This is a genomic window from Mesorhizobium sp. M0048 (assembly GCF_040323405.1).
Classification (GTDB): Bacteria; Pseudomonadota; Alphaproteobacteria; order Rhizobiales; family Rhizobiaceae; genus Mesorhizobium.
On the sequence record NZ_JAMYUV010000017.1, the window covers coordinates 40,158 to 61,358 of the forward strand.

Annotated in this window: 25 protein-coding genes and 1 pseudogene; 16 read left to right on the forward strand and 10 right to left on the reverse strand. The window is 63.1% G+C overall.

Annotated features, from left to right (window positions below):
* Positions 1-90: 90 nt before the first annotated feature.
* Complete coding sequence (locus tag NKJ84_RS16620; RefSeq protein ID WP_352507353.1) at positions 91-885, reverse strand: lytic murein transglycosylase; 795 nt, start codon at positions 883-885, stop codon at positions 91-93.
* A gap of 185 nt (positions 886-1,070) precedes the next feature.
* On the opposite strand from NKJ84_RS16620, the gene NKJ84_RS16625 reads away from it, so the two are divergent.
* The 8 genes from NKJ84_RS16625 to rpsP all read left to right on the forward strand — a co-directional run bounded on the left by NKJ84_RS16625 (position 1,071) and on the right by rpsP (position 8,111).
* Entirely contained in the window at positions 1,071-1,247 is a 177-nt protein-coding gene (locus tag NKJ84_RS16625; RefSeq protein WP_352507354.1) for an FAD-dependent oxidoreductase, read from the forward strand.
* Positions 1,248-2,318: a flavin monoamine oxidase family protein gene (locus tag NKJ84_RS16630; protein ID WP_352507355.1), complete on the forward strand. Its 1,071-nt coding sequence runs from the start codon at positions 1,248-1,250 to the stop codon at positions 2,316-2,318.
* Between the two features lie 90 nt (positions 2,319-2,408).
* A complete protein-coding gene (locus NKJ84_RS16635; RefSeq protein WP_352507356.1) occupies positions 2,409-3,503 on the forward strand; it encodes a zinc-binding metallopeptidase family protein in 1,095 nt (364 codons plus the stop codon).
* 63 nt (positions 3,504-3,566) lie between these two features.
* A complete protein-coding gene (locus NKJ84_RS16640; RefSeq protein ID WP_352479695.1) occupies positions 3,567-4,169 on the forward strand; it encodes a DUF1236 domain-containing protein in 603 nt (200 codons plus the stop codon).
* A gap of 147 nt (positions 4,170-4,316) precedes the next feature.
* Positions 4,317-5,285 carry a CPBP family intramembrane glutamic endopeptidase gene (locus NKJ84_RS16645; RefSeq protein ID WP_352507357.1) on the forward strand — a complete coding sequence of 323 codons (969 nt, stop codon included), beginning with the start codon at positions 4,317-4,319 and terminating at the stop codon, positions 5,283-5,285.
* 411 nt (positions 5,286-5,696) lie between these two features.
* Positions 5,697-7,325, forward strand: coding sequence for a signal recognition particle protein (gene ffh, locus NKJ84_RS16650; RefSeq protein WP_352507358.1), 1,629 nt, complete (start codon positions 5,697-5,699; stop codon positions 7,323-7,325).
* A gap of 7 nt (positions 7,326-7,332) precedes the next feature.
* Positions 7,333-7,659: a chorismate mutase gene (locus NKJ84_RS16655; protein WP_254817890.1), complete on the forward strand. Its 327-nt coding sequence runs from the start codon at positions 7,333-7,335 to the stop codon at positions 7,657-7,659.
* Positions 7,660-7,709: 50 nt separating this feature from the next.
* Positions 7,710-8,111, forward strand: a complete 402-nt coding sequence (rpsP, locus tag NKJ84_RS16660; RefSeq protein ID WP_254817891.1) for a 30S ribosomal protein S16 — start codon at positions 7,710-7,712, stop codon at positions 8,109-8,111.
* Between the two features lie 71 nt (positions 8,112-8,182).
* Here the strand turns inward: rpsP and NKJ84_RS16665 are convergent, their stop codons facing one another.
* A complete protein-coding gene (locus tag NKJ84_RS16665) occupies positions 8,183-8,446 on the reverse strand; it encodes a YMGG-like glycine zipper-containing protein (RefSeq protein WP_023680734.1) in 264 nt (87 codons plus the stop codon).
* A gap of 206 nt (positions 8,447-8,652) precedes the next feature.
* Positions 8,653-9,063: a DoxX family protein gene (locus NKJ84_RS16670; protein WP_352507359.1), complete on the reverse strand. Its 411-nt coding sequence runs from the start codon at positions 9,061-9,063 to the stop codon at positions 8,653-8,655.
* A 253-nt stretch (positions 9,064-9,316) separates the two neighbouring features.
* Here NKJ84_RS16670 and NKJ84_RS16675 point away from each other — a divergent pair.
* Positions 9,317-9,715: pseudogene (locus NKJ84_RS16675) on the forward strand (ACT domain-containing protein).
* A 185-nt stretch (positions 9,716-9,900) separates the two neighbouring features.
* Here the strand turns inward: NKJ84_RS16675 and NKJ84_RS16680 are convergent.
* Entirely contained in the window at positions 9,901-10,935 is a 1,035-nt protein-coding gene (locus NKJ84_RS16680; RefSeq protein ID WP_352479700.1) for an aspartate-semialdehyde dehydrogenase, read from the reverse strand.
* Between the two features lie 456 nt (positions 10,936-11,391).
* On the opposite strand from NKJ84_RS16680, the gene NKJ84_RS16685 reads away from it, so the two are divergent.
* The 3 genes from NKJ84_RS16685 (at position 11,392) to NKJ84_RS16695 (ending at position 14,826) form a co-directional block, all read left to right on the forward strand.
* Positions 11,392-13,239 (forward strand): DEAD/DEAH box helicase, encoded by a 1,848-nt coding sequence (locus NKJ84_RS16685; RefSeq protein ID WP_352507360.1) that lies wholly within the window; start codon positions 11,392-11,394, stop codon positions 13,237-13,239.
* A gap of 87 nt (positions 13,240-13,326) precedes the next feature.
* Positions 13,327-14,040 (forward strand): DUF805 domain-containing protein, encoded by a 714-nt coding sequence (locus tag NKJ84_RS16690; RefSeq protein ID WP_352507361.1) that lies wholly within the window; start codon positions 13,327-13,329, stop codon positions 14,038-14,040.
* Between the two features lie 108 nt (positions 14,041-14,148).
* Positions 14,149-14,826, forward strand: coding sequence for a DUF805 domain-containing protein (locus tag NKJ84_RS16695; RefSeq protein ID WP_352507362.1), 678 nt, complete (start codon positions 14,149-14,151; stop codon positions 14,824-14,826).
* Here NKJ84_RS16695 and NKJ84_RS16700 read toward each other — a convergent pair.
* The 6 genes from NKJ84_RS16700 to leuD form a co-directional block, all read right to left on the reverse strand.
* Positions 14,783-15,271: a GNAT family N-acetyltransferase gene (locus tag NKJ84_RS16700; RefSeq protein ID WP_352507363.1), complete on the reverse strand. Its 489-nt coding sequence runs from the start codon at positions 15,269-15,271 to the stop codon at positions 14,783-14,785. The genes NKJ84_RS16695 and NKJ84_RS16700 overlap by 44 nt on opposite strands.
* Positions 15,272-15,275: 4 nt before the next feature.
* Complete coding sequence (leuB, locus tag NKJ84_RS16705; RefSeq protein WP_352507364.1) at positions 15,276-16,379, reverse strand: 3-isopropylmalate dehydrogenase; 1,104 nt, start codon at positions 16,377-16,379, stop codon at positions 15,276-15,278.
* Positions 16,380-16,518: 139 nt separating this feature from the next.
* A complete protein-coding gene (locus NKJ84_RS16710) occupies positions 16,519-16,869 on the reverse strand; it encodes a VOC family protein (protein WP_352507394.1) in 351 nt (116 codons plus the stop codon).
* Between the two features lie 51 nt (positions 16,870-16,920).
* Complete coding sequence (locus NKJ84_RS16715; RefSeq protein WP_352507365.1) at positions 16,921-17,304, reverse strand: RidA family protein; 384 nt, start codon at positions 17,302-17,304, stop codon at positions 16,921-16,923.
* A 321-nt stretch (positions 17,305-17,625) separates the two neighbouring features.
* Positions 17,626-18,552, reverse strand: a complete 927-nt coding sequence (locus NKJ84_RS16720; protein ID WP_352507366.1) for an Ivy family c-type lysozyme inhibitor — start codon at positions 18,550-18,552, stop codon at positions 17,626-17,628.
* A gap of 61 nt (positions 18,553-18,613) precedes the next feature.
* The gene (gene leuD / locus NKJ84_RS16725; RefSeq protein ID WP_254817902.1) at positions 18,614-19,219 is read right to left on the reverse strand and encodes a 3-isopropylmalate dehydratase small subunit; all 606 of its coding nucleotides are present in this window, start codon (positions 19,217-19,219) and stop codon (positions 18,614-18,616) included.
* Between the two features lie 155 nt (positions 19,220-19,374).
* Here leuD and NKJ84_RS16730 point away from each other — a divergent pair, with 155 nt between their 5' ends.
* The 4 genes from NKJ84_RS16730 to NKJ84_RS16745 all read left to right on the forward strand — a co-directional run bounded on the left by NKJ84_RS16730 (position 19,375) and on the right by NKJ84_RS16745 (position 21,175).
* A complete protein-coding gene (locus NKJ84_RS16730; RefSeq protein WP_352507367.1) occupies positions 19,375-19,800 on the forward strand; it encodes a GNAT family N-acetyltransferase in 426 nt (141 codons plus the stop codon).
* Between the two features lie 92 nt (positions 19,801-19,892).
* The gene (locus NKJ84_RS16735; RefSeq protein WP_352507368.1) at positions 19,893-20,204 is read left to right on the forward strand and encodes an ArsR/SmtB family transcription factor; all 312 of its coding nucleotides are present in this window, start codon (positions 19,893-19,895) and stop codon (positions 20,202-20,204) included.
* Positions 20,204-20,650: an SRPBCC family protein gene (locus NKJ84_RS16740; protein ID WP_352507369.1), complete on the forward strand. Its 447-nt coding sequence runs from the start codon at positions 20,204-20,206 to the stop codon at positions 20,648-20,650. Before NKJ84_RS16735 ends, NKJ84_RS16740 begins: the two co-directional genes overlap by 1 nt.
* 36 nt (positions 20,651-20,686) lie before the next feature.
* Positions 20,687-21,175, forward strand: a complete 489-nt coding sequence (locus NKJ84_RS16745) for an SRPBCC family protein (protein WP_352507370.1) — start codon at positions 20,687-20,689, stop codon at positions 21,173-21,175.
* The last annotated feature ends 26 nt before the right edge of the window (positions 21,176-21,201 follow it).

The window sequence follows — 21,201 nt, forward strand, 5'->3', positions numbered from 1 at the left end:
GCCCAGGCGCTCGCCTCTCTTGGCATGCCACACGCACCGACAAAAAAGCCCGGCACACGGCCGGGCTTTTTGTCGAACGGACATTTCTAGTCAGCCGCCGTCGATCGCGTCGGCGATCTGGGCGATGGCCTGTTGGTAGACGCTCGCGGAATTCCAGCCGGCAATTGCACCGATATTCGCCTGCGCGCTGGCGCCCGGTCGCCAACCATGACTCTTGAGGAAGTTGGCGGTAGAAGCCAACGCAGTGGCCTTGTCGCGCAGGTTTTTGTTGCCTACGCCATATGTCAAAACATTTCCGGGCAGGAACTGCGTGTGACCAATCTCGCCATGCGCGGCACCGACCGACGAGGCGCTCAACGCTCCGCGATCAACCAGCTTCAGGGCCGCAATGGCATGCGGGTAGAAGAACTCCGGACGGCGGCAGTCATAAGCGAGCGTTAAAATGGCGGAGACCGTATTCTGGTTGCCCATGGCGGAACCGAAGCCGGTTTCCATGCCCCAGATGGCGAGCAACACGCCCGGCGACACGCCGTAATTCTGTTCGATCTTGTCGAACAGCGCAGCATTGGCCTTCTTCAGTGCACGGCCCCTGGCAATGATCGCGGACGCGCCACGGCGCTTCATGAAAGCTTCCACCGAGCCGCTGAAAGCCTTATGGATGGCGCGGTCAACGGAGATCGTCTTTGTCGCGTAGGTTGCGCGAGCCAGAGCGGCCAGACCCTTCGAGCCGACGCCGTCGGCCTTGGCCTCTGCGGCGAACTCCGGTTTCCACGCCTCGAAGCCGGCGCCGCTCTTGCCACAGCTGGCCGCCCCTGCGCCCGTCGCCAGCGCAAGCACCGCCACCACCGTGGCCACTACAAACATCTTCTTGGCAAGAAATGCCATGCTGCTCTCCTGGTTGCCTGAATCACGTTCCCAATTGCGAACTTGCCTGCGAAACACCTGCTTGTCACTGCCCCGGCGCCACGCCGATGCACTCAATACAGCAGGAACCTCAAATCCACCACACTGGCGGACACCCGGGAATTTGCCTACGATCAAGTAATTATTGTGGCGGGGGCAGAATAAGCATGGAAGACGTTGACGTCGTGATCATCGGCGCCGGTTCAGCCGGGCTTTCGGCTGCCAAGACCCTGCGCGCTGCCGGTTTTTCCTTCAAATTGTTGGAAGCGATGAACCGCATTGGCGGCCGCGCCTGGACCAGCGATCAGCATTTCGGCGTGCCGTTCGACATCGGCTGCGCCTAGTTGCATGCCGCGGACCGCAATCCCTATTTTCCCGAGGCGAAAGCCGCCGCCTGGACGCTTCACCATCACGACATGAATGTCGATCATCTCTACTACCGCGAGCGAAAGGCAAGCGAAGCCGAAGAGGCGGCGATGAAGGTGGCCGACGCAAGGCTGTTCGAACTGGTGGCGGCACATCAGGTGAGGGAAGGCGACGACGACCGTCTTTCGGCATTGCTCGCCAAGGGACACGCGCCGCGCGCCGCCGCAACCTTCGCCGGGCCGATGGATTTCGGCGCCGACGAGGACGAGATATCGATCCGCGACTTTCAGGCCGCCGCCGATCTCGATCCGAACTATTTCACCAGGGAAGGCTTCGGTACGCTGGTTGCGCGCTTCGGCGCCGATGTGCCGGTGGCACTGTCGACGCCGGTGCGCAAGATCGTCTGGGATGGGCCGGGCGTAGCCTGCGTCACCGATCGCGGTACCATCTGCGCCAAGGCGGTTATCGTCACCGCCTCGCCGGCAGTGCTCGCCTTCGAGGAGATTGCGTTCTCGCCTGCACTCCCCGACGCGCATTTCGCCGCCTTCTTTGACCTGCCGATGGGCATGCTGACCAAGCTGCCGGTCGAAATATCCGGTACAAGGCTCGGCCTGGAGCCGTTCGACGATTTGCTGATCGAGCGGCTGGCCAGACACGACATCTACTTCCTCTGCTTTCCCTTCGACCTCGATCTGATGGTCGGTTTCGTCGGCGGCGATTTCGCCTGGGAGATGTCGGCGGCGGGCGAGGCGGCCGGCATCGACTTCGTCGTCGACCGGCTCTGCGGCATCTTTGGCGGCGACGTGCGAAAACATGTCGGACGCGCGATGATGACCAATTGGGGCGCTGAGCGGTTCGTGCGCGGCGCCTATGCGGCGGCGCGGCCAGGCCGCTCGCAAGCGCGCGCCACGCTGATGCAGCCGGTGGCGGAAAAGATCTTCTTCGCCGGCGAGCATTTGGCCGGTCCGCTGATGCAGACCTGCGGCGGCGCCAGGCTATCGGGCGCGGCAGTGGCCAAGGAGGTCGTCGCCCAGCTTGCGGCAAAATAGCGTCGGCCGGCAGGAACGTGGGCAGCTGACAGGCGTTTGGCGTTCTCCTGTTCGTATTGTCCTTCGCATTTCGAATGATTTGAGACGCCAATGAAGCTTTTCGACTGCCCGCATTGCGGCCACCGTCTCTATTTCGAGAACGCGCAATGCCTGAACTGCGCCAGCCTCGTGGTCTACGATCCCGAGCATGCGTGCTTCGCGCTGTCCGGCGGCGACGTCTTCCATTGCACCAATGCCGACGAATGCGCCTGCAACTGGATGGCGGAGCCCGGCCACGCCTTCTGCCGCGCCTGTTCGCTGAACCAGCTGATCCCGGATCTGTCGGTCGACGGCAACCGCCGCCGCTGGATCCGTGTCGAGGCGGCAAAGAAGCGTGCCGTGTATTCGCTGCTCGCCTTCGGCCTGCCGGTCGCACCCAAGCAGAATCCCGGCGACGAGATCGGCCTCGCTTTCGATTTTCTTGCCGATCCGATCGGCGGCGGTCCCGGCGGCGAGCGTATCTTGACCGGCCACGACAACGGCCGGATCACGCTCAACGTCGCCGAGGCGGATTCGGCAGAGCGCGAGCGACGGCGCGTCGAGATGGGCGAGAACTACCGCACGCTGCTCGGCCATTTCCGCCATGAACTCGGCCATTATTACTGGGACCGCCTGATCCGCGACGATCCGCAAAGGCTTGCCGGTTTTCGCGCTTTGTTCGGCGACGAGCGCGCCGATTACGAACAGGCGCTGAAGACCTATTATGCCGATGGCGCGCCGCCCGACTGGCAGCAGCGCCATATCTCGGCCTATGCGACGTCGCACCCATGGGAGGACTGGGCCGAGACATGGGCGCATCACATGCACATCACCGACACGCTGGAGATGGTGCATGCCCTGAATTTCCCGCTCGGCCGGTTGGAGACCGTTGAAGCCAACGAGCTGCCGCGCGCCGATACCGGCGGCAAGTTGCAGCCGGCACCATCGGAACCCGCCCCCAGGCCAGAGCCCTTCGAAAGGATTCTCGAGCGCTGGCTGGTGCTGTCGGAGGCGTCCAACTCGATCAACCGCTGTATGGGCCTGCCCGATCTCTATCCCTTCGTCATCTCGGACGTGGCGGCGCAAAAACTTGCTTTTGTTCACGAGCTTTTGACCGACCTGCCGAAAACGACTGGAACAAATCGTGAGCCGGCCGAAGCCTTTTAGCCGGAACGCATGCGGCTTTGCTTCGTTTTCGGTCCCGAGGGACTGTGAAACGGAGAGAAAACCATGAAACGCATATTGTTTCCGGCGGTGGCCGGAGCGCTCATAGCGATGTCGGGCTCTGCTTTGGCCGACACCGCCGTCTCGGCCATCACCGATCTCAATGTACGCGCCGGCCCCGGCCCGCAATATCCGGTCATCGGTGTGCTCGCGGCCGGCCAGTCGGCGACGCTCGACGGCTGCATCGCCAACAGCAAATGGTGTACCATCGCCGAGGCCAACGGCCAAGGCTGGGTCTATTCCGACTATGTGACGGCCGATTTCGGCGGCAGCCGTGTGGTCCTGACACAGCGTCCGGCCAGCGCCGACATTGCCGTCGTGACACCGCCTGCCGATAGCGCCGAATATTCCGACACCTATACCGGAGCGATCGTTGCCGGCGAGGCGATCGAGCCCATCCGCAGACCGCCGGCCGAGATCCGCACCTATGTCCGTACGCATCGGCTCGAACCGGTCTATCTCGAGGGCGAGGTGGTGACCGGCGCGACGTTGCCTGACACCGTCGAGCTGCGCGAGATTCCGGACTATGATTACCGCTATGTCTATGTGAACGGCCAGCCGGCACTGGTCGATCCAGGCACCAGGCGCATCATGTACGTCGAACGCTGACAATACAAACAGGGCGGTCGCCCTATAGCGGCGGCCGCTCGCACTGCCGACATTGCCACAAGCCGGTACTGCCGCTGCAATACCGGTTTCCACATTGCGGCCGATGTTCTAGACCTTGCGAGCCGAAGCACCAGCCAGCGAGCCCGCGTGACGATCGACCCAACCGCCTTCCAACAGTACCGGCACACCACCAACAACAAGACCACTTTGCCGCGGCTTCTGCTTGGAGCGGTGGTCGTCATCCTGTTCTGGCTCGGAACCACTGCCGCCGTGCTGTTCGGCGGCACATATGCCTTTGCCGTTTGGCAGGCGTCATCTGGCACCGCCTCGCCAGGTGGAGGAGCGGTGCAGGATTTCACGGCCTCTCCTGCGGGCATCCTCGCGGCGCTGGCTTCATTTGCCGGAATCTGGCTCGGCCTTTGGGCTGCAATGCGCTGGATCCATCGCGAGAAGCTGACCGCCCTGATTGGCGTCAGCCGGCGCATTTCTTGGGCGGGGTTCCTGAAAGGGTTGACCGCGGTGCTGATCACCTCGCTGCTTTCCGAGATCCTGCTTTATGGTTTGCAGCCCGACATCGCGCGCGGCGCGATCGGCCTGTCCTGGTGGCTTTTGTTCCTGATTCCGATCGCCGCCCTGACCTTTCTGCAGACCTCGTCGGAGGAGATGCTTTTTCGCGGTTATCTGCTCAGGGGCCTGGCGAGCCGGTTCCAGAACCCTTTCATCTGGGCGCTGCTGCCGGGATTGCTGTTCACCTCCCTGCACTGGAGCCCAGGTTCGAGCGCCGCCATCAATGCCTGCGTGCTGGCCTCGATCGCCGCCTTTGCGCTGTTGCTGACGCTTCTGGTCTATGCGACCGGCAATCTCGGTGCAGGCTTCGGCGCCCATCTCGGCAACAATCTGACCGGTTTCCTGCTGATTTCGCACCAGCAAAGCTATAATTCCTTCGCCCTGTTCAACGCCAAGCCGCTCGAATCCGCCGGCTGGACGACTTTAGACGCCGTCCTCATCGCCGTGATCGGCATCGTCAGCAGCCTGTTGACTGTTCTGTTGCTTTTGCATCCGCGCTCACCGCTGAAGGTCGAGCCGGATATGCCGCGCGCCGGCGGCGTGCGCTGATGCGCCTTGCCTGGCCGCCCCGAGCATATTTGGCGCAAAGCCTGACCAAAGCTTGACTCTGCAGCCGATTTCCTGTCTACACGCCGCGAAATCCGCGACGAGTATTCCTCCGAGCAAACCGACCGGGACGCCGAAACCTCCTTGAGGTGAAGTGCTGTAAATCGATCCCGGAGGCCAACACCCGGCAGCGCTGTGCGCCCCCGGGTGCTTTTTGGCTTTGGGCTTTTGCCCGGACCGGCTTTTGCTTGGACAGTTGGCGCGAACGCATTACCTCTCGGGCATCATCCGGGTGCCAGGGAAAAGGAAAAAGAATGTTTGAATCGCTACAGGAACGCACAAGAGGTGTGGAGGGCCATCGGCCCGACAGGGATCAAAATCAATCCAAGGCGCTGTCGCGCGGTGGGTTGACCAATGTTTGAGTCCCTGCAAGAGCGCCTTGGTTCGATCCTGAACGGCCTCACCGGCCGCGGCGCCTTGTCGGAGGCTGATGTCTCGGCGGCGCTGCGCGAGGTGCGCCGTGCGTTGCTCGAGGCCGACGTGGCCCTGGAAGTGGTGCGTTCCTTCACCGACAAGGTGCGCGAGAAGGCCGTCGGCGCCGCCGTGGTCAAGTCGATCAAGCCCGGCCAGATGGTCGTCAAGATCGTCCATGACGAACTGGTCGAGATGCTCGGCGCCGAGGGCGTCGCCATCGATCTCAATGCACCGGCTCCGGTCGTCATCATGATGGTCGGCTTGCAGGGTTCCGGCAAGACGACGACCTCGGCCAAGATCGCCAGGCGCCTCACCGACCGTCAAAACAAGAAGGTTTTGATGGCCTCGCTCGACACGCGGCGTCCCGCCGCGCAAGAGCAGCTCCGCCAGCTCGGCGAGCAGGTCAAGGTCGCCACATTGCCGATCGTCGCCGGCCAGACGCCGGTCGATATCGCCCGCCGCGCCGTGCAGGCGGCCAAGCTCGGCGGCCATGACGTCGTCATCCTCGACACTGCCGGCCGCACCCACATCGACGAGCCGCTGATGGTCGAGATGGCCGACATCAAGAAGATGTCGTCGCCGCACGAGATCCTGCTGGTTGCTGATTCGCTGACCGGCCAGGACGCCGTCAATCTGGCAAAAAGCTTCGACGAGCGCGTCGGCATCACCGGCCTCGTGCTGACTCGCATGGACGGCGACGGCCGCGGTGGTGCGGCGCTCTCGATGCGCGCCGTTACCGGCAAGCCGATCAAGCTGATCGGCACCGGCGAAAAAATGGACGCGCTGGAGGAATTCCATCCCAAGCGTATCGCCGACCGCATCCTCGGCATGGGCGACATCGTCAGCCTCGTCGAAAAGGCGGCCGAGAACATCGACGCCGAACAGGCGGCGGCGATGGCCAGGAAGATGCAGTCGGGCAAGTTCGACCTGAACGACCTCGCCGGCCAGCTTCAGCAAATGTCGAAAATGGGCGGCATGGGGGGCATCATGGGGATGATGCCCGGTATGGGCAAGATGAAGGATCAGATGGCCGCCGCCGGTCTCGACGACAAGATGTTCGGCCGCCAGCTCGCCATCATCTCGTCGATGACCAAGGCGGAGCGCGCCAACCCCGATATTCTGAAGCACTCGCGCAAGAAGCGCATCGCCGCCGGCTCGGGCACCGACGCGGCCGAAATCAACAAACTGTTGAAGATGCATCGCGGCATGGCCGACATGATGAAGGCGATGGGCGGCAAGGGCAAAGGCGGCGGCCTGATGCGCGGCATGATGGGCGGCCTCGCTTCCAAGATGGGGCTCGGCGGCATGATGCCTGGCGGCCCAGGCGGTCCCGGAGGCGGCATGATGGGCGGCGGCATGCCGGATCTCTCCAAGATGGACCCCAAGCAGCTCGAAGCCTTGCAGAAGCAGGCGCAGGCGGCCGGGCTCGGCGGCATGAAGGGCCTGCCCGGCGGTCTTCCCGGTGGCGGTGGCCTGCCTGGGCTGCCCGGCGGCATGAAATTTCCCGGCCTGCCGGGCGGTGGCGGGCTGCCAATGCTTGGCAAGAATGGCCTCGGCAAGAAGAAGTGAGGGCGCCATGAACGAAGAGAAGGACATGGCGGACGCACGTGCGGCGCTGGCCAATTATCGCGCCTCGATCGACAACATCGACGCGGCGCTGATCCACATGCTGGCCGAGCGCTTCCGCTGCACCAAGGCAGTCGGTGTGCTGAAGGCGGAACATGGCCTGCCGCCTGCCGACCCGGCGCGTGAGCAGGAGCAGATCGCCCGTCTTCGCCAACTGGCCAAGGACGCCCATCTCGACCCGGATTTCGCGGAGAAATTTCTGAACTTCGTCGTCCGCGAAGTGATCCGCCATCACGAGCAGATCGCCGCATCCAACGGCGTGACGAAAACCGGCTGAGGACCAGCCACCAACCGATCAACCAAATCAGAGCTTTTAGGAGAAGAGAAATGCCACTGAAAATCCGATTGGCCCGTGCGGGCTCGAAGAAGCGTCCCTATTACCATGTCGTCGTCGCCGACGCGCGTTCGCCGCGTGACGGTCGTTTCATCGAGTCGCTAGGCTCGTGGAACCCGCTGCTGCCCAAGGACGGCGAACGCGTCAAGGTCGACGCCGAGCGCGTCAAGCATTGGCTGTCGCATGGCGCCCAGCCGACCGACCGCGTGCTGCGCTTCCTCGATGAAGCCGGCATCGCCAAGCGCGAAGCCCGCTCCAACCCGAAGAAGGCCGAGCCCGGCAAGAAGGCGCAGGAGCGCGCAGCCTTGCTGAAGAAGGCGCAGGAAGATGCCGCCGCGGCCGTTGCCGCCGCTGCAGCCGCGCCGGCCGAGGCGGAAGCCGCCAGCGCCGAATAAATCATCTCCACAACCACGAAACGGCGGGCCTTGCCCGCCGTTTTGCTGTTCGTCCGCATGGTGCGGCCCGATCAATAGCCCTCTGGGCAACTCGCAACGTACACACGACCGTTACGATCGCGATAACGGCACTGGCCGCTTTCGCTGGCACGGCCGATCAGCGCACCGGCCAAAGCGCCGGCCGCACCACCGATCACCGCGCCCTTGGTTGGGTTGCCGGCCACCGCAGCGCCGACCGCCGCACCGCCCAGGCCACCAACTGCCGCGCCTTGCTCAGTGCGGGAGCAGGCACCGAGCGGTACCAGCAAGGCCATCAAGATCATCACCTTTTTCATTGTCGTTCCTCTCCAACAGGGTGCCGTCCTCGCCGCTGAACCTCCTAACTCGCAACCAGGCGATTTGATCCAAAGAAGAAGATCGGCTGCCGCCCGGCAGCGCTCGATTTGATCCAACTCGATTTGATCCAAAGAGTAGAAAAGCGGCGGCAGATCGCGCCCGCTCTGGCGGCGTGGCCACCATCGAACGGCTTTCGAAGTCGCCGCTATTGGCTGAACGGGAACAACGCGCGCACCCTTGGATCGCGCAGATACAGGCCACCCCAGAGGATGGCGCCGAGATAGACGCCGAACAGTATGTGCGAGAATAAAGGGCTGCCGATCCGCACATGCGTGGCGACGGCGCCGCCGAGATAAGCGGTGAGCAGGATGGCGCCGAGCACCGAGGTGCGCGGCAGCGCGTAAAGCGCTGTCGAGACCAGTCCGATGATGCCGAGCATGCGCGAGACATTGGCATCGGCCGGCCAGCCGAGCTGCACCATGGTCTGGGTGACGATTTCGAGCGGCGGTAGCTTGATCACGCCGTCGAAGATCATAAACAGCACGACGACGGCGCTGAGCACGCGGCCGGCCCACAAGGCACGCGATGAGACGGGTGCTGCCTGAGACATGGTCATTGATGTTCCCTCCGGTCGTTGTGAGCACTGGCTCCTCCGCCAGCTCGAACCAAGGACGCGGCCCGTGACGGCGATCCGACATGCCTCCAGTTTTTCCACTCCAGCGGCGAACTTTGGGTGTGTACGTTAAGTCAGCAACGAACCTGGCCAAGTCCACCTTGCGGGGTGAGGTGGAGGGCGTTATCGAAAATCCATAGAAGTGTCTTCGAGCGCTCGACGCAGCAGCCGCCTAGTCGCACAACGAAAGCAATCGATGGCCGGAGAGACCGACCTGAAACAGTTGCCGGCGGCAATGACGCCGGAATTGCTTGCCGGGGTTCATGTGTTCACCACGTTGCCACCCGATGCGCCCGTTCCCGACAGGCTCACCCGGTGATGCTATTTCGCGAGCGCGAGGGCATGACGCTGATCGACCATGCCAAGGCCGCTGGACTGAAAACCGTGTTCCGCTGCCGGATGCTGACGCTCAACATCCATTTCGTCGCTGGACGCGATCGGCTTCCTCGCCGCCATCACCGCACGACTGGCCGCGGCCGGCATCGGCGTCAATCCGGTCTCGGCCTTCTACCACGATCACCTGTTCGTGCCCGCCGACCGGGCGGAGGAGGCGCTGGAGTTGCTGTTGGACCTAGCGGAGGAGAACCGGCTGTGACGCCGGCGCCTTGCTGCCTATTGAGACGCCTGCGCTGCCCCTCATCCTCCTGCCGGAACCTTCTCCCGTGAGCGGGGAGAAGGGCGCTAACGGCCGAAGGCCGAGCCCGCGACTGCGGGCCGCCGGCCTTCCGGCGCCCCCGCGGAGGGCCAGCCGCGATAGCGGCGATACGGCCGTGAGCGAAACTACGCCGCCTTCTTCTTTGGCTGTATCAGCCCGCGCTCGACCAGCAGCTCGGCGATCTGAACCGCATTGAGTGCTGCGCCCTTGCGCAGATTGTCGGAGACGATCCACATCGAAAGGCCGTTGTCGATGGTCGAATCCTCGCGGATGCGCGAGATGAAGGTGGCGTCCTCGCCGGCCGATTCCAGTGGCGTGATGTAGCCGCCGTCCTCGCGCTTGTCGATGACCTGGCAGCCCGGCGCCTCGCGCAGGATCTCGCGCGCCTCATCGGCGGTGATCGGCTTTTCGAACTCGATGTTGACCGCTTCCGAATGACCGATGAACACCGGCACCCGCACGCAGGTCGCCGTCAGCTTGATCTTGGGGTCGAGCATCTTCTTGGTCTCGGCCACCATCTTCCACTCTTCCTTGGTGAAGCCGTCGTCGAGGAAGACGTCGATATGCGGGATGACGTTGAAGGCAATACGCTTGGTGAACTTCTTGACGTCGACGGTGTCGGCGACGAACACCGCGCGCGTCTGCGTGAACAATTCGTCCATGCCTTCCTTGCCGGCGCCGGAGACCGACTGGTAGGTGGCGACGACGACGCGCTTGATGGTGGCAGCGTCATGCAGCGGCTTCAGCGCCACGACCAGCTGCGCCGTCGAGCAGTTCGGGTTGGCGATGATGTTCTTGCGCGTGAACAGCGAGATCGCATCCGGGTTCACTTCCGGAACGATCAGCGGCACGTCCTGGTCGTAACGGAAGGCCGACGAATTGTCGATGACGACGCAGCCCTGCTTGCCGATCTTCGGCGACCATTCCTTGGAGACGTTGCCGCCAGCCGACATGATGCAGATGTCGGTGTCTGAAAAATCATATTGGTCGAGCGCCCTGACCTTCAGCGTGCGGTCGCCGAACGACACTTCCGTGCCTTGGCTGCGCCGCGAGGCCAGCGCCACCACCTCGCTTACCGGAAAGCCGCGTTCCTCCAGTATGTTAAGCATTTCCCGGCCCACATTGCCCGTGGCGCCGACGATCGCAACCTTGAAACTCATCGAAATCTCCTGTCCCTCTCCGCTCGGTTTCTGGAGAAAACCCGCCGGCCGATGCGGGTTTCAACCCCCGGGCCGGACCCGGGAGAGGGTGGTTAGGCCAAGGGAATCAGACCGTTTTGGTGGTCGTTTTGCCGGTTTTTTTGAGCAACAACGTGGGTTTGCTGGAACGAGGAGACGCAGCGACGCACCCGGCCCAATGGTTCGCATTGGGGCCGGGGATGTCGAATGCAAGGAGCGCCATCATAAGGCCGCGCATCGAAACTATCCCGTTCGGTGCCGGCTTTTACGCGGTTTGCGTCCAGAGTCAATCGCAAGCAGGCCGACCCGCCCGCCCTGTACAATGCCAGCGGCACCAAGTACGAACGGGTATCGTCTGGCTCGTGGCGCCCGTCCGTGGCGCTTGCCGACATTTACCCGTCGCCGGGTATTTAAGAATCCGAATTTCGAAAGAGCAAGATGTCCAATTTCGAAGCTATTGTTCCCGCGCTGGCAAAGGCGCTGGAAAAACGCGGCTATGTCGAGCTGACGCCGGTGCAGAAGGCGGTTCTCGAGCTTGGCCAGGCCGATGCGCTGGTTTCGGCCCAGACCGGCTCCGGCAAGACCGTCGCCTTCGGGCTGGCTTTGGCGCCGACCCTTCTGGACGGCGCGGAGCGCTTTTCCCACGCGGCGGCACCCCTGGCGCTTGCCGTGGCGCCGACGCGGGAGCTGGCCCTGCAGGTGACGCGCGAGCTGGAATGGCTTTACGAACTGACCGGCGCCACGGTGGCGTCCTGCGTCGGCGGCATGGACATGCGCACCGAGCGGCGCGCGCTGGAGCGCGGCGCCCATATCGTCGTCGGCACGCCCGGCCGCCTGCGCGACCACATCACCCGCAACTCGCTCGACATGTCGGCGCTCAAGGCAGTGGTGCTCGACGAAGCCGACGAGATGCTCGACCTCGGCTTTCGCGAGGATCTGGAATTCATCCTCGATGCTGCCCCTGCCGATCGCCGCACGCTGATGTTTTCCGCCACTGTGCCGCGCTCCATCGCCACGCTGGCCAAGGGCTACCAGCGCGATGCGGTACGCATCTCGGCTGGTGGCGAGGAGAAACAACATCTCGACATCGAATACCGGGCGCTGAGCGTCGCCCAGGCGGACCGCGAAAACGCGATCATCAACGTGCTTCGCTACTACGAGGCGAAGAATGCATTGGTGTTCTGCAACACCCGCGCCGCCGTCAACCATCTGACGGCGCGCTTCAACAACCGCAACTTTTCCGTCGTGGCGCTGTCCGGCGAGCTTAGCCAGAACGAGCGCAGCCACGCGCTGCAGGCGATGCGCGACGGCCGCGCAAAAGTCTGCATCGCCACCGACGTCGCGGCACGCGGCATCGACCTGCCCAACCTCGAACTGGTCATCCACGCCGACTTGCCGACCAACCCGGAGACGCTCCTGCACCGAAGCGGGCGGACGGGACGGGCAGGACGCAAGGGCGTCAGCGCGCTGATCGTGCCCAACAATGCCCGCAGGCGCACCGAACGCCTGCTGCAAAGCGCCGGCCTTGCGGCGACGTGGGCGAGCCCGCCTTCGGCCGACGACGTCTTGCGCCGCGACGACGAACGCATCCTCGCCGACCCGGTCTTCAGCGAGCCGGTGACGGACGATGAGCGCGGCTTCGTCAACGCGCTTCTCGACCAACGTGGCGCCGAACTGGTGGCGGCAGCCTTCGTGCGTCTCTGCCGCTCCAGCCGCTCGGCGCCCGAGGATCTCTTGGACGTCGCTCCGTTCATGCCGTCGGGCGACAGACCCGCTGGCGACAGAGCCGCCCGCCGCGACGAGGCACCGAGCCGCCGCGACGATTTCGGCGACAGCGTCTGGTTCTCGCTGTCGGTCGGACGCCGGCAGAACGCCGAGCCGCGCTGGCTGATCCCGATGCTGTGCCGGACAGGCGGCATTTCCAAGCGCGAGATAGGCGCGATCAAGATGCAGCCGGAGGAAACCTTCGTGCAGATCGCGGCGGACTGGGCCGAGCGCTTCCTCGCTGCGATCGGTCCCGACCGCAAGCTGCAGGGCAACATTGCGGTCAAGCGGCTGGACGCTACGCCGGATTTGTCGCGAGCCGGCTATCAGGAACCGCGGCCCGACAAGAAGCCGCATCGCGGCAAGCGCACCTTCGATCAGCACGCGCCCAAATTCGAGAAGCGCGCACCGGCCGACCAGCGCCCGGCATTCGAGGCGAAGCCCTGGGCCGGGAAACCGGCCAAGGCGAAGTTCGAAGGCGGACCTGCGAAACACAAGAAATCGAAGAAACGGCCGGGGTAAATAGCCAGCACTCTCCATTTCCGCACGCCCCTTGCGTCTGCCGGAACTTTGCACAGTCTGGGGCGGGGAAATGGGGGTGGGCAGGACATGCGCGGCGAAGTTCTTCATTACGACGAAGACCAGGGTTTTGGTTTCATCACCGGAGCCGACGGCAACCGCTACACTTTGGCGCGCGAAGATTTGCGCCGCGAAGCATCGGTTGCCGGAGGTACGACCGTCGAATTCCAGCCGGCTGGCGGACGGGCACGCGATGTTTTTTCGATCCGCGTCCAACCTCGCAGTGCGCCTGCCGACGCCTCCACTGCAACCGCCGTGCCATCTCAGGCCGGCAATGCGCCAGCGGCACGTCAGCCGCAACATTTCGGCCGTTCCGCTGAACAAAGTCCGGCCGAATCCGCCGGCCTGTGGAACTATTTCTGGCTGGGTCTGACCGAGAATTACTTCAACTTCGCCGGCCGTGCCCGCCGCAAGGAATATTGGGGGTATTGCCTGTTCTGGACGATCGCGCTGATTGTGGTCATAGGCATCGGCGTCTTCATCGACGACGCCATGGGCAATCTCGACAACAGTGAATTGCCGGCAGTGACGGTCGGCCTTTTCGGCCTCTTTCTGCTGGCGACAGCCCTGCCGTGGTTCGGGCTGAACGTGCGTCGCCTGCACGACATCGGCCTGACCGGCTGGCTCTTCCTGCTTTTCCTGATCCCGACCTTCGGCACCGTGATCATCCTGATCTTCGCGCTGATCCCGACCCAGCCGCGTGAAAACCAGTGGGGTCCGGTGCCGGCAGGCGTCAGGGTTTAGCTGGCGCCGTGCCTAGCAGCCGCTCCATTCGCACATGTGATGCGTGCATATTGCAATTGAAAACAACCTTGGATAGTATCCGTACGGCACAGTATTTGGGGGCAAGCAGTGCGCGGCGCGATTTATCATTATGACCAGGATCAGGGTTTCGGATACATCAATGGAGCCGACGGCAAGCGTTACATCGTCGGGCATGAGGATCTGAGTCCCGGCGTGGCGTTGGTCAGAGGCGCACCCGTCGAGTTCCAGCCGGACGATGGGACTGCGCGCGCCGTCATTGCAGGAAGGCCAAGGGCTGCCGAATCCCGCAGCCTCATTCCCAACGGCGTTGAACCTGCCCAATCCACCGGATTATGGGCTTATTTCTGGCGCGCATTCAAAGTGAGACCTGTCAGCTTCACCGGCCGCGCCCGCCGCAAGGAATTTTGGGGCTTTTTTCTGCTCACGCTGATCGTGTTCTTCGCGCTTCTTGCGTTCGGCGTCCTCATCAATGCAGCGATCACAGCTGTCAGAGGCGACCTGGAATTTGGAGCTTTGGGTTATGCGCCAGCCTTCGTGTTCCTGCTACTGACTGTCCTGCCGTGGTTTGCCCTTATGGTACGACGCCTGCACGACATCGGCCTGAGCGGCTGGTTCGTTTTGCTGTACTTCGTTCCCGGCTTCAACACGCTGGGTCTGTTGGCGCTTGGGCTTATCCCATCCAAGGTCGGTGAAAACCTTTGGGGTCCGGTGCCGGCGGGCGTCAGGGTTTGGCGATCGCCTTCAGCGCCTCGCTCGAAAGCCTGAGGAAGACCTTCCGGCCCTGGCGCTCCGCGCCGAGCCCGACGTAGAAGCGCAGCGCACGCTCGTTCCAGTCCTCGGTGGTCAGGTCGATGCGGCCGATGCCTTCGCGCAGGCAATGGCCGGCAAGGAATGCCATCAGCGCTCGACCGACACCGCCATTGCGGGCATCATCGCGTACGAATAGGTCCTTGAGGAACAGCAGCCGCTCGAGATCGATGCCGGGATGCGCGATCGCAACCGAGGCCAGCCCGCAAACTTCACCATCGACGAAGGCGAGCGCAAAATGCGGATAGGCCGGACTTTCGTCGCCAAGCCATTTCTGCGCCGCCGACAAAGCTTGGCTGGCGTCGAGTGGCGGCTGCCGGTAATGCACCGCCATTTCGCAAAGCATGGCGGCGGCGAGTGCCGCGGCATCCTCGGTCGTCGCCCAGCGGACGTCGACCGACACGGGATCAGCCCAGGAACTTGGCGATGATCGCGTCGCCCATCTCAGCGGTGCCGACCTCGGTCATTCCCGGCGAATGAATATCCCTGGTGCGCAAGCCCTGGTCGAGAACGGCGGCGATCGCGCCTTCCAGCCGGTCGGCCTCTTCAACCATGCCGAAGGAATAGCGCATGCACATGGCGAAGGAGGCGATCATGGCGACCGGATTGGCGATGCCCTTGCCGGCGATGTCGGGTGCCGAGCCGTGCACCGGCTCGTAGAGCGCCTTGCGCTTTTTTGTCTTCGCATCCGGCGCGCCGAGCGAGGCGGACGGCAGCATGCCGATCGAGCCGGTCAGCATGGCGGCGATGTCGGACAGCATGTCGCCGAACAGATTGTCGGTGACGATGACGTCGAACTGCTTCGGCCAGCGCACCAGCTGCATTCCGCCGGCATCGGCCAACATGTGATCGAGCTTGACGTCGGCATAGCGCGCCTTGTGCGTCTGGGTGACGACCTCGTTCCACAGCACGCCAGATTTCATCACATTGCGCTTTTCCATCGAGGTGACGTGGTTCTTGCGCGTGCGTGCCAACTCGAAGGCAACGCCCGAAATGCGCTCGATCTCGAACGTGTCGTAGACTTGAGTATCGATGCCGCGCTTCTGGCCGTTGCCGAGATCGATGATCTGCTTCGGCTCGCCGAAATAGACGCCGCCGGTGAGCTCGCGCACGATGAGGATATCGAGCCCTTCGACCACCTCCTGCTTGAGCGAGGAGGACGCCGCCAGCGCCGGATAGCAGATTGCCGGCCTTAGATTGGCAAACAGCTCCATGTCCTTGCGGAGCCGCAGCAGACCCGCCTCCGGGCGCACCTCGTAAGGCACCGCATCCCATTTCGGTCCGCCGACGGCGCCGAACAGCACTGCGTCCGCGGCCATAGCCTTGGCCATGTCGGCATCGGAGATCGCCGCGCCATGCGCGTCATAGGCGCAGCCGCCGACAAGGCCCTCATCGGTGACGAAATCGCTGCCAAGCCTGTCGTTCATGGCGGCGATCAGCTTCTTCAACTCGGCCATCGCCTCGGGGCCGATGCCGTCGCCGGCAAGCAGGAGAAGATTTTTCGAAGCCATGAGAACCGTCCCGATTGTTTAGCGCATGAACGCGGCCTTGCTAAACGCCAAGCAGCCGGCGCGCAAGCCTGCGGTTCAGAGCATCGGACCCAAAAGTGGAAACCGGTTTTGGGAGAATCCGATGCTCAAGCCAAAACGCCTACAGATGCGAAAGGATATTGACCAGCCTGCCGAACGGGTCGCGTACGAAGAAGCGCCGCACGCCCCAGGGTTCGTCCGCCGGACCGTATTCGATGGCAAAGCCGGCCGTCCTCATGCTTTCAAGCGCGGCATCGACGTCGTCGACTTCGATAGAGATGTCCGGCACCGGCGTTCCTGATCCCCCTTCGGCCATGAAACTGACCTGCACGGACATCGTCTCTTGCGAGCCGTAGGTAGCGATCCAGCCCATATCCATCTTGAGATCGAGGCCGAGCACACCCTGATAGAAGGGTTTTGCCGCCGCGATATCCTGCGTGTCTATGTTTGCAACGATGCGCCTGACCTTCACCATGGGCCGATCCTCGTGCTAACCGTGTCGTTGTCGCAACCGTGACAGGCATCAGGCTGTGCGCCGCAGCGCCGTCACCTCGATCTCGATCTTCATCTCCGGCTTGTTGAGCTGGCACACGATCATCGTTGCCGCCGGCCTGATCTCGCCAAAGGCCTCGCCGAGGATCGGGAACACCACATCCACGAAAGCCGCATCGGTGATATAGTAATGTGCCCGCACCACATCGGCCATCTCGAAGCCGCCGTCTTGCAATGCCTTGGCGATGGCAGCGAGGCAATTACGCGTCTGCGCCTCGACCGTCTCCGGCATCGTCATAGTGGCATAATCGTAGCCGGTCGTTCCGGACACGAAACACCAGTCGCCCTGCACCACGGCACGCGAATAGCCGGCGGTCTTCTCGAAGGGCGAACCGGTGGAGATCAGTTTTCGCATGGGACGGTCTCGTTGGGTTGCTGAGCGTCGTCTAGCAGAGGGGCCCGGGCGGGTCATGAGCCAAGCTAGGCAAATTGTTGTCACGAGGCGGCAAGACGCTAACCTTGGAGATTGGCCGGAGCATCTATCCCGTCGTCATCCTATGGCGGAGCAAGGAGCGTAGCGACGCAGCCTAGACCATAGGATCCATGCCGAGACATCATGGCTTTGCCACGGTGCAGAATTTCTGCTCAGCCGCGCCTTCCGACAACGGTCGCGGCAAGGATCCTCGGGTCAAGCCCGAGGATGACGAATGCGCAGTTGCGACCCCTTGGCGAAACCTTAATTGGCCGACCCCAGCGCCTTGTCCAGCACTTCCTTGACGTCGGCCGGCCATGTACTCACCGCCGGCCACGCGTCCGGCTCGGGCTTGTCGCCGCGGCGGGCGAAATAGAGCTTATGGTTGACCGGGTCGACGGCCATGAAACCGTCATTGCCGCCGCAATCATGCGGCACGCAGCCGCTGGCAAAAAAGGCGCCCGAAGCGGTCTCCTCAGTACCGCCGCCGACCAGCAGGCTGGTCGCCATGTCGGGCATGTCCTTGCCGAGCAGCGTCTCGGCTAGCCTGTAGACGGCCTCGTTGTGAAAGGCATCAATGATGTTGTCGTATTTCGACGGATCGACGTCTTTCCAGTCCGTGCCCGGCTCCGGCATGTAGGTCAGAATACCGGACGTCGTCAGCCCGTCCGTCGGCGACCATTGCAGCGCCGGCTTGGAATCGCCCGGCAAAAGATAGGGTACGAAATAGATGGCGCTGTCGGAGATCGCGGCCGGCGGTGCGCCGCATTCATCCTGCTCGACCGTGGTCGTCTGGATCGTGCCGCCTTCCGGCTTCCACACGATCACCTTGGCCGGGCCGCATTGATTGCCGCCGTCGCCGACATCGACAAGCGCCACCTTGACACCGCCGACCTCGACGACCTTGTCGAAGAAGACGTCGTAATTGCGCGCCAGTTCCTTGCCGTCGAAGGCGAGCACCCGTTCCCCGTACTCTTCCTCCTGGGTAATGGTCAGCTGGCCGCCCTCGAACGGGATCGGCGCCTGTTTGTCATTGTCGGCTAGGGCCGCATTGCTCAACGCGCCCTGGTCGGCCACGCCGGACGCATCGTCAGCCGGCACGAGCACCATGTCGGTCTGTGCATGCGCGCCTGCCACCGGCATCAGAATCCACGCCAGCGCGCAGGCCCCGGCAAGAAGCGAACGTGTCATGACTGTTCCCTCCGTTCAGCCGCCACGGACCCGGCCTGTCGCGACCAGGTCATCGTACCGCTCAGGCCCAGGGGCGCTCAGCAGCATTCTTCTTCTCGAACGAAGCGATGGCGCCGGCCTTCTCCATGGTCAGACCGATATCGTCGAGCCCGTTGAGCAGGCAGTGGCGCTTGAACTCGTCGAGGTCGAACTTGACCACGCCGCCGTCAGGCCCGCGGATTTCCTTGGTCTCGAGATCGACAGACAGCGTCGCGTTGGAACCGCGCGAGGCATCGTCCATCAGCTTCTCCAGGTCTTCAGCGCTGACGGTGATCGGCAGGATGCCGTTCTTGAAGCAGTTGTTGTAGAAAATGTCGGCGAACGAGGTCGAGATGACGCAGCGGATGCCGAAATCGAGCAGCGCCCACGGCGCATGTTCCCGGCTCGAACCGCAGCCGAAATTGTCGCCGGCGACCAGGATCTGCGCCTTGCGGTAAGCCGGCTTGTTGAGCACGAAGTCCGGGTTTTCCGAACCGTCGTCCTTGTAGCGCATTTCGGCGAACAAGCCGGTGCCGAGCCCGGTGCGCTTGATCGTCTTGAGATAATCCTTGGGGATGATCATGTCGGTGTCGACATTGACGATCGGCATCGGCGCGGCGACGCCGGTGAGCTTGGTGAATTTTTCCATGGTTCTTGCCCGTCTTCTTCTCGTTGCGGGGAATTGCTGGCGCCCGGTTTACACAAAGCCGCGGGCAAATAAAAGGCGGCTGTTTCTGGACTTCCGTCGTCGATCGAAACACAAAACGCTTCAAAACCACTGGCCCATGGTGCACTTTTATCGACATGACAACGCGATCCACGATCCTTTACGCCAGCGAACCGGACCTCGGCACCGCCGAGTTCCGCCGCGTGCTGGTGGAATCCGGCCTCGGCGAGACACGGCCCGTCGATGACAACACTCGATTGAAGGCGATGTTGTCAGCGGCCAATTTGGTGCTCACCGCGCGTCTCGACACAGAAGGCAAGCCGCTGGTCGGTGTCGCTCGCGGCATCACCGACTTTTCCTGGGTCTGCTATATCTCCGAGCTCGCTGTTTCTGCATCGGCGCAAGGGCTGGGTATCGGCAAGGGTCTGATGGATGAGGCACGCCGGCAACTCGGACCGTCCGTCGCCATCAGCCTGATCTCCATGCCCGACGCCGTCGGCTTCTATGAGCGTATCGGCATGGAGCGCATGCCCAACGCATTCTGGTTCGGCCGCAAGCGCTGAAATCCACTTTCAGCGACCTCAACCTGCGCATCCTCGGCCAAGGTTCTGCCTCTTGACATGCAACCAGATGGTTGCATGTTAAGGTCATGAGCATGGATGCCGTCTTTCGCGCCTTGGCCGACCCGACACGTCGGCGATTACTGGACAGCCTTCATGCAAGGAACGGGCAGACGCTGAACGCGCTGTGCGGTGAGATGGACATGACGCGCCAGGCGGTGACCAAGCATCTGGCGATCCTGGAAGAAGCAAACCTCGTCATCACCATCCGCAAGGGACGCGAGAAGCAACATTATCTGAATCCGGTTCCCATCAACGAGATCGCCGAACGCTGGATCGGCAAATTCGAGCGGGGGCGACTGGGCGCCCTCAGCGATTTGAAGAAACGCCTCGAAAGGGAAGACTGATGAGCAACATTTTCGTTTATGTCACCTACATCCGCACCTCGCCCGAAAAACTCTGGCAAGCGCTGACCGAGCCGGAGTTCCATCGGCAATATTTCCTCGGCGCCCAGATGCTAAGCGACTGGAAACAAGGTTCGGCGTGGAAGATGGTTTACACCGACGGCCGCGTCACCGACAACGGCGAGGTCCTCGAGATCGATCCACCCAAGCGCATCGTGCTCAAATGGCGCAACGAGTTCATGCCCGAGATCAAGGCGGACGGCTACACACGCTGCACCTTCGCCATCGAGCAGGAGGGCGAGATGGTGAAGCTCGCCATCACACACGAAGCCGATGGACCGCACAAGCTGCTTGGCCATGTGGCGAACGGCTGGCCGCTCATCCTGTCCAGCCTGAAGAGCCTGCTCGAAACCGGCAAAGGCCTGTCGCGCCCGGCGTCGAAGGCTTGAGGTTGTTTCGATAGCGAAACGTTTCTGGAGACAGCGATGTACAGTGCCGCGGTGCACAGCATGACGAATGGCAAGGCCGTTATGGCGAGCGCCGATGTTTGCGCGCCGCCCGAGCGGATCTTTGACGCGCTCGTTACACGCGAGGTCGAGCGCTGGTGGGGGTCCGCCACGACCTACCGGATGACCGGATGGACGGCCGACCTCCACGTCGGCGGCCGCTGGAGCGTCACCGTCGAGACGGCGGCCGGCAGACACCTGCCCGCCAGCGGCGAATTCCTGGAGATCGAAGAGCCGCGCCGAATCGTGCAGACGCGGAGATACGGCTGGGACCATCCGACGCTTGGCCGCCGCCAAACCAAAGTCGCCTGGCTGCTGGAGCCGATCGCCGGCGGCACACGCGTCACCATCTGCCATGGCGGCTTCGCCGGCCTCGCTGCTGCCGCGACGAAGCATGCCGAAGGCTGGGCCCAGGTGCTGGGCTGGCTTCAGGCGTATCTTGGTACGGACGGCTTGGCGGCGGCTTAATCCACCAAGCAACGGTAGCATCCCTT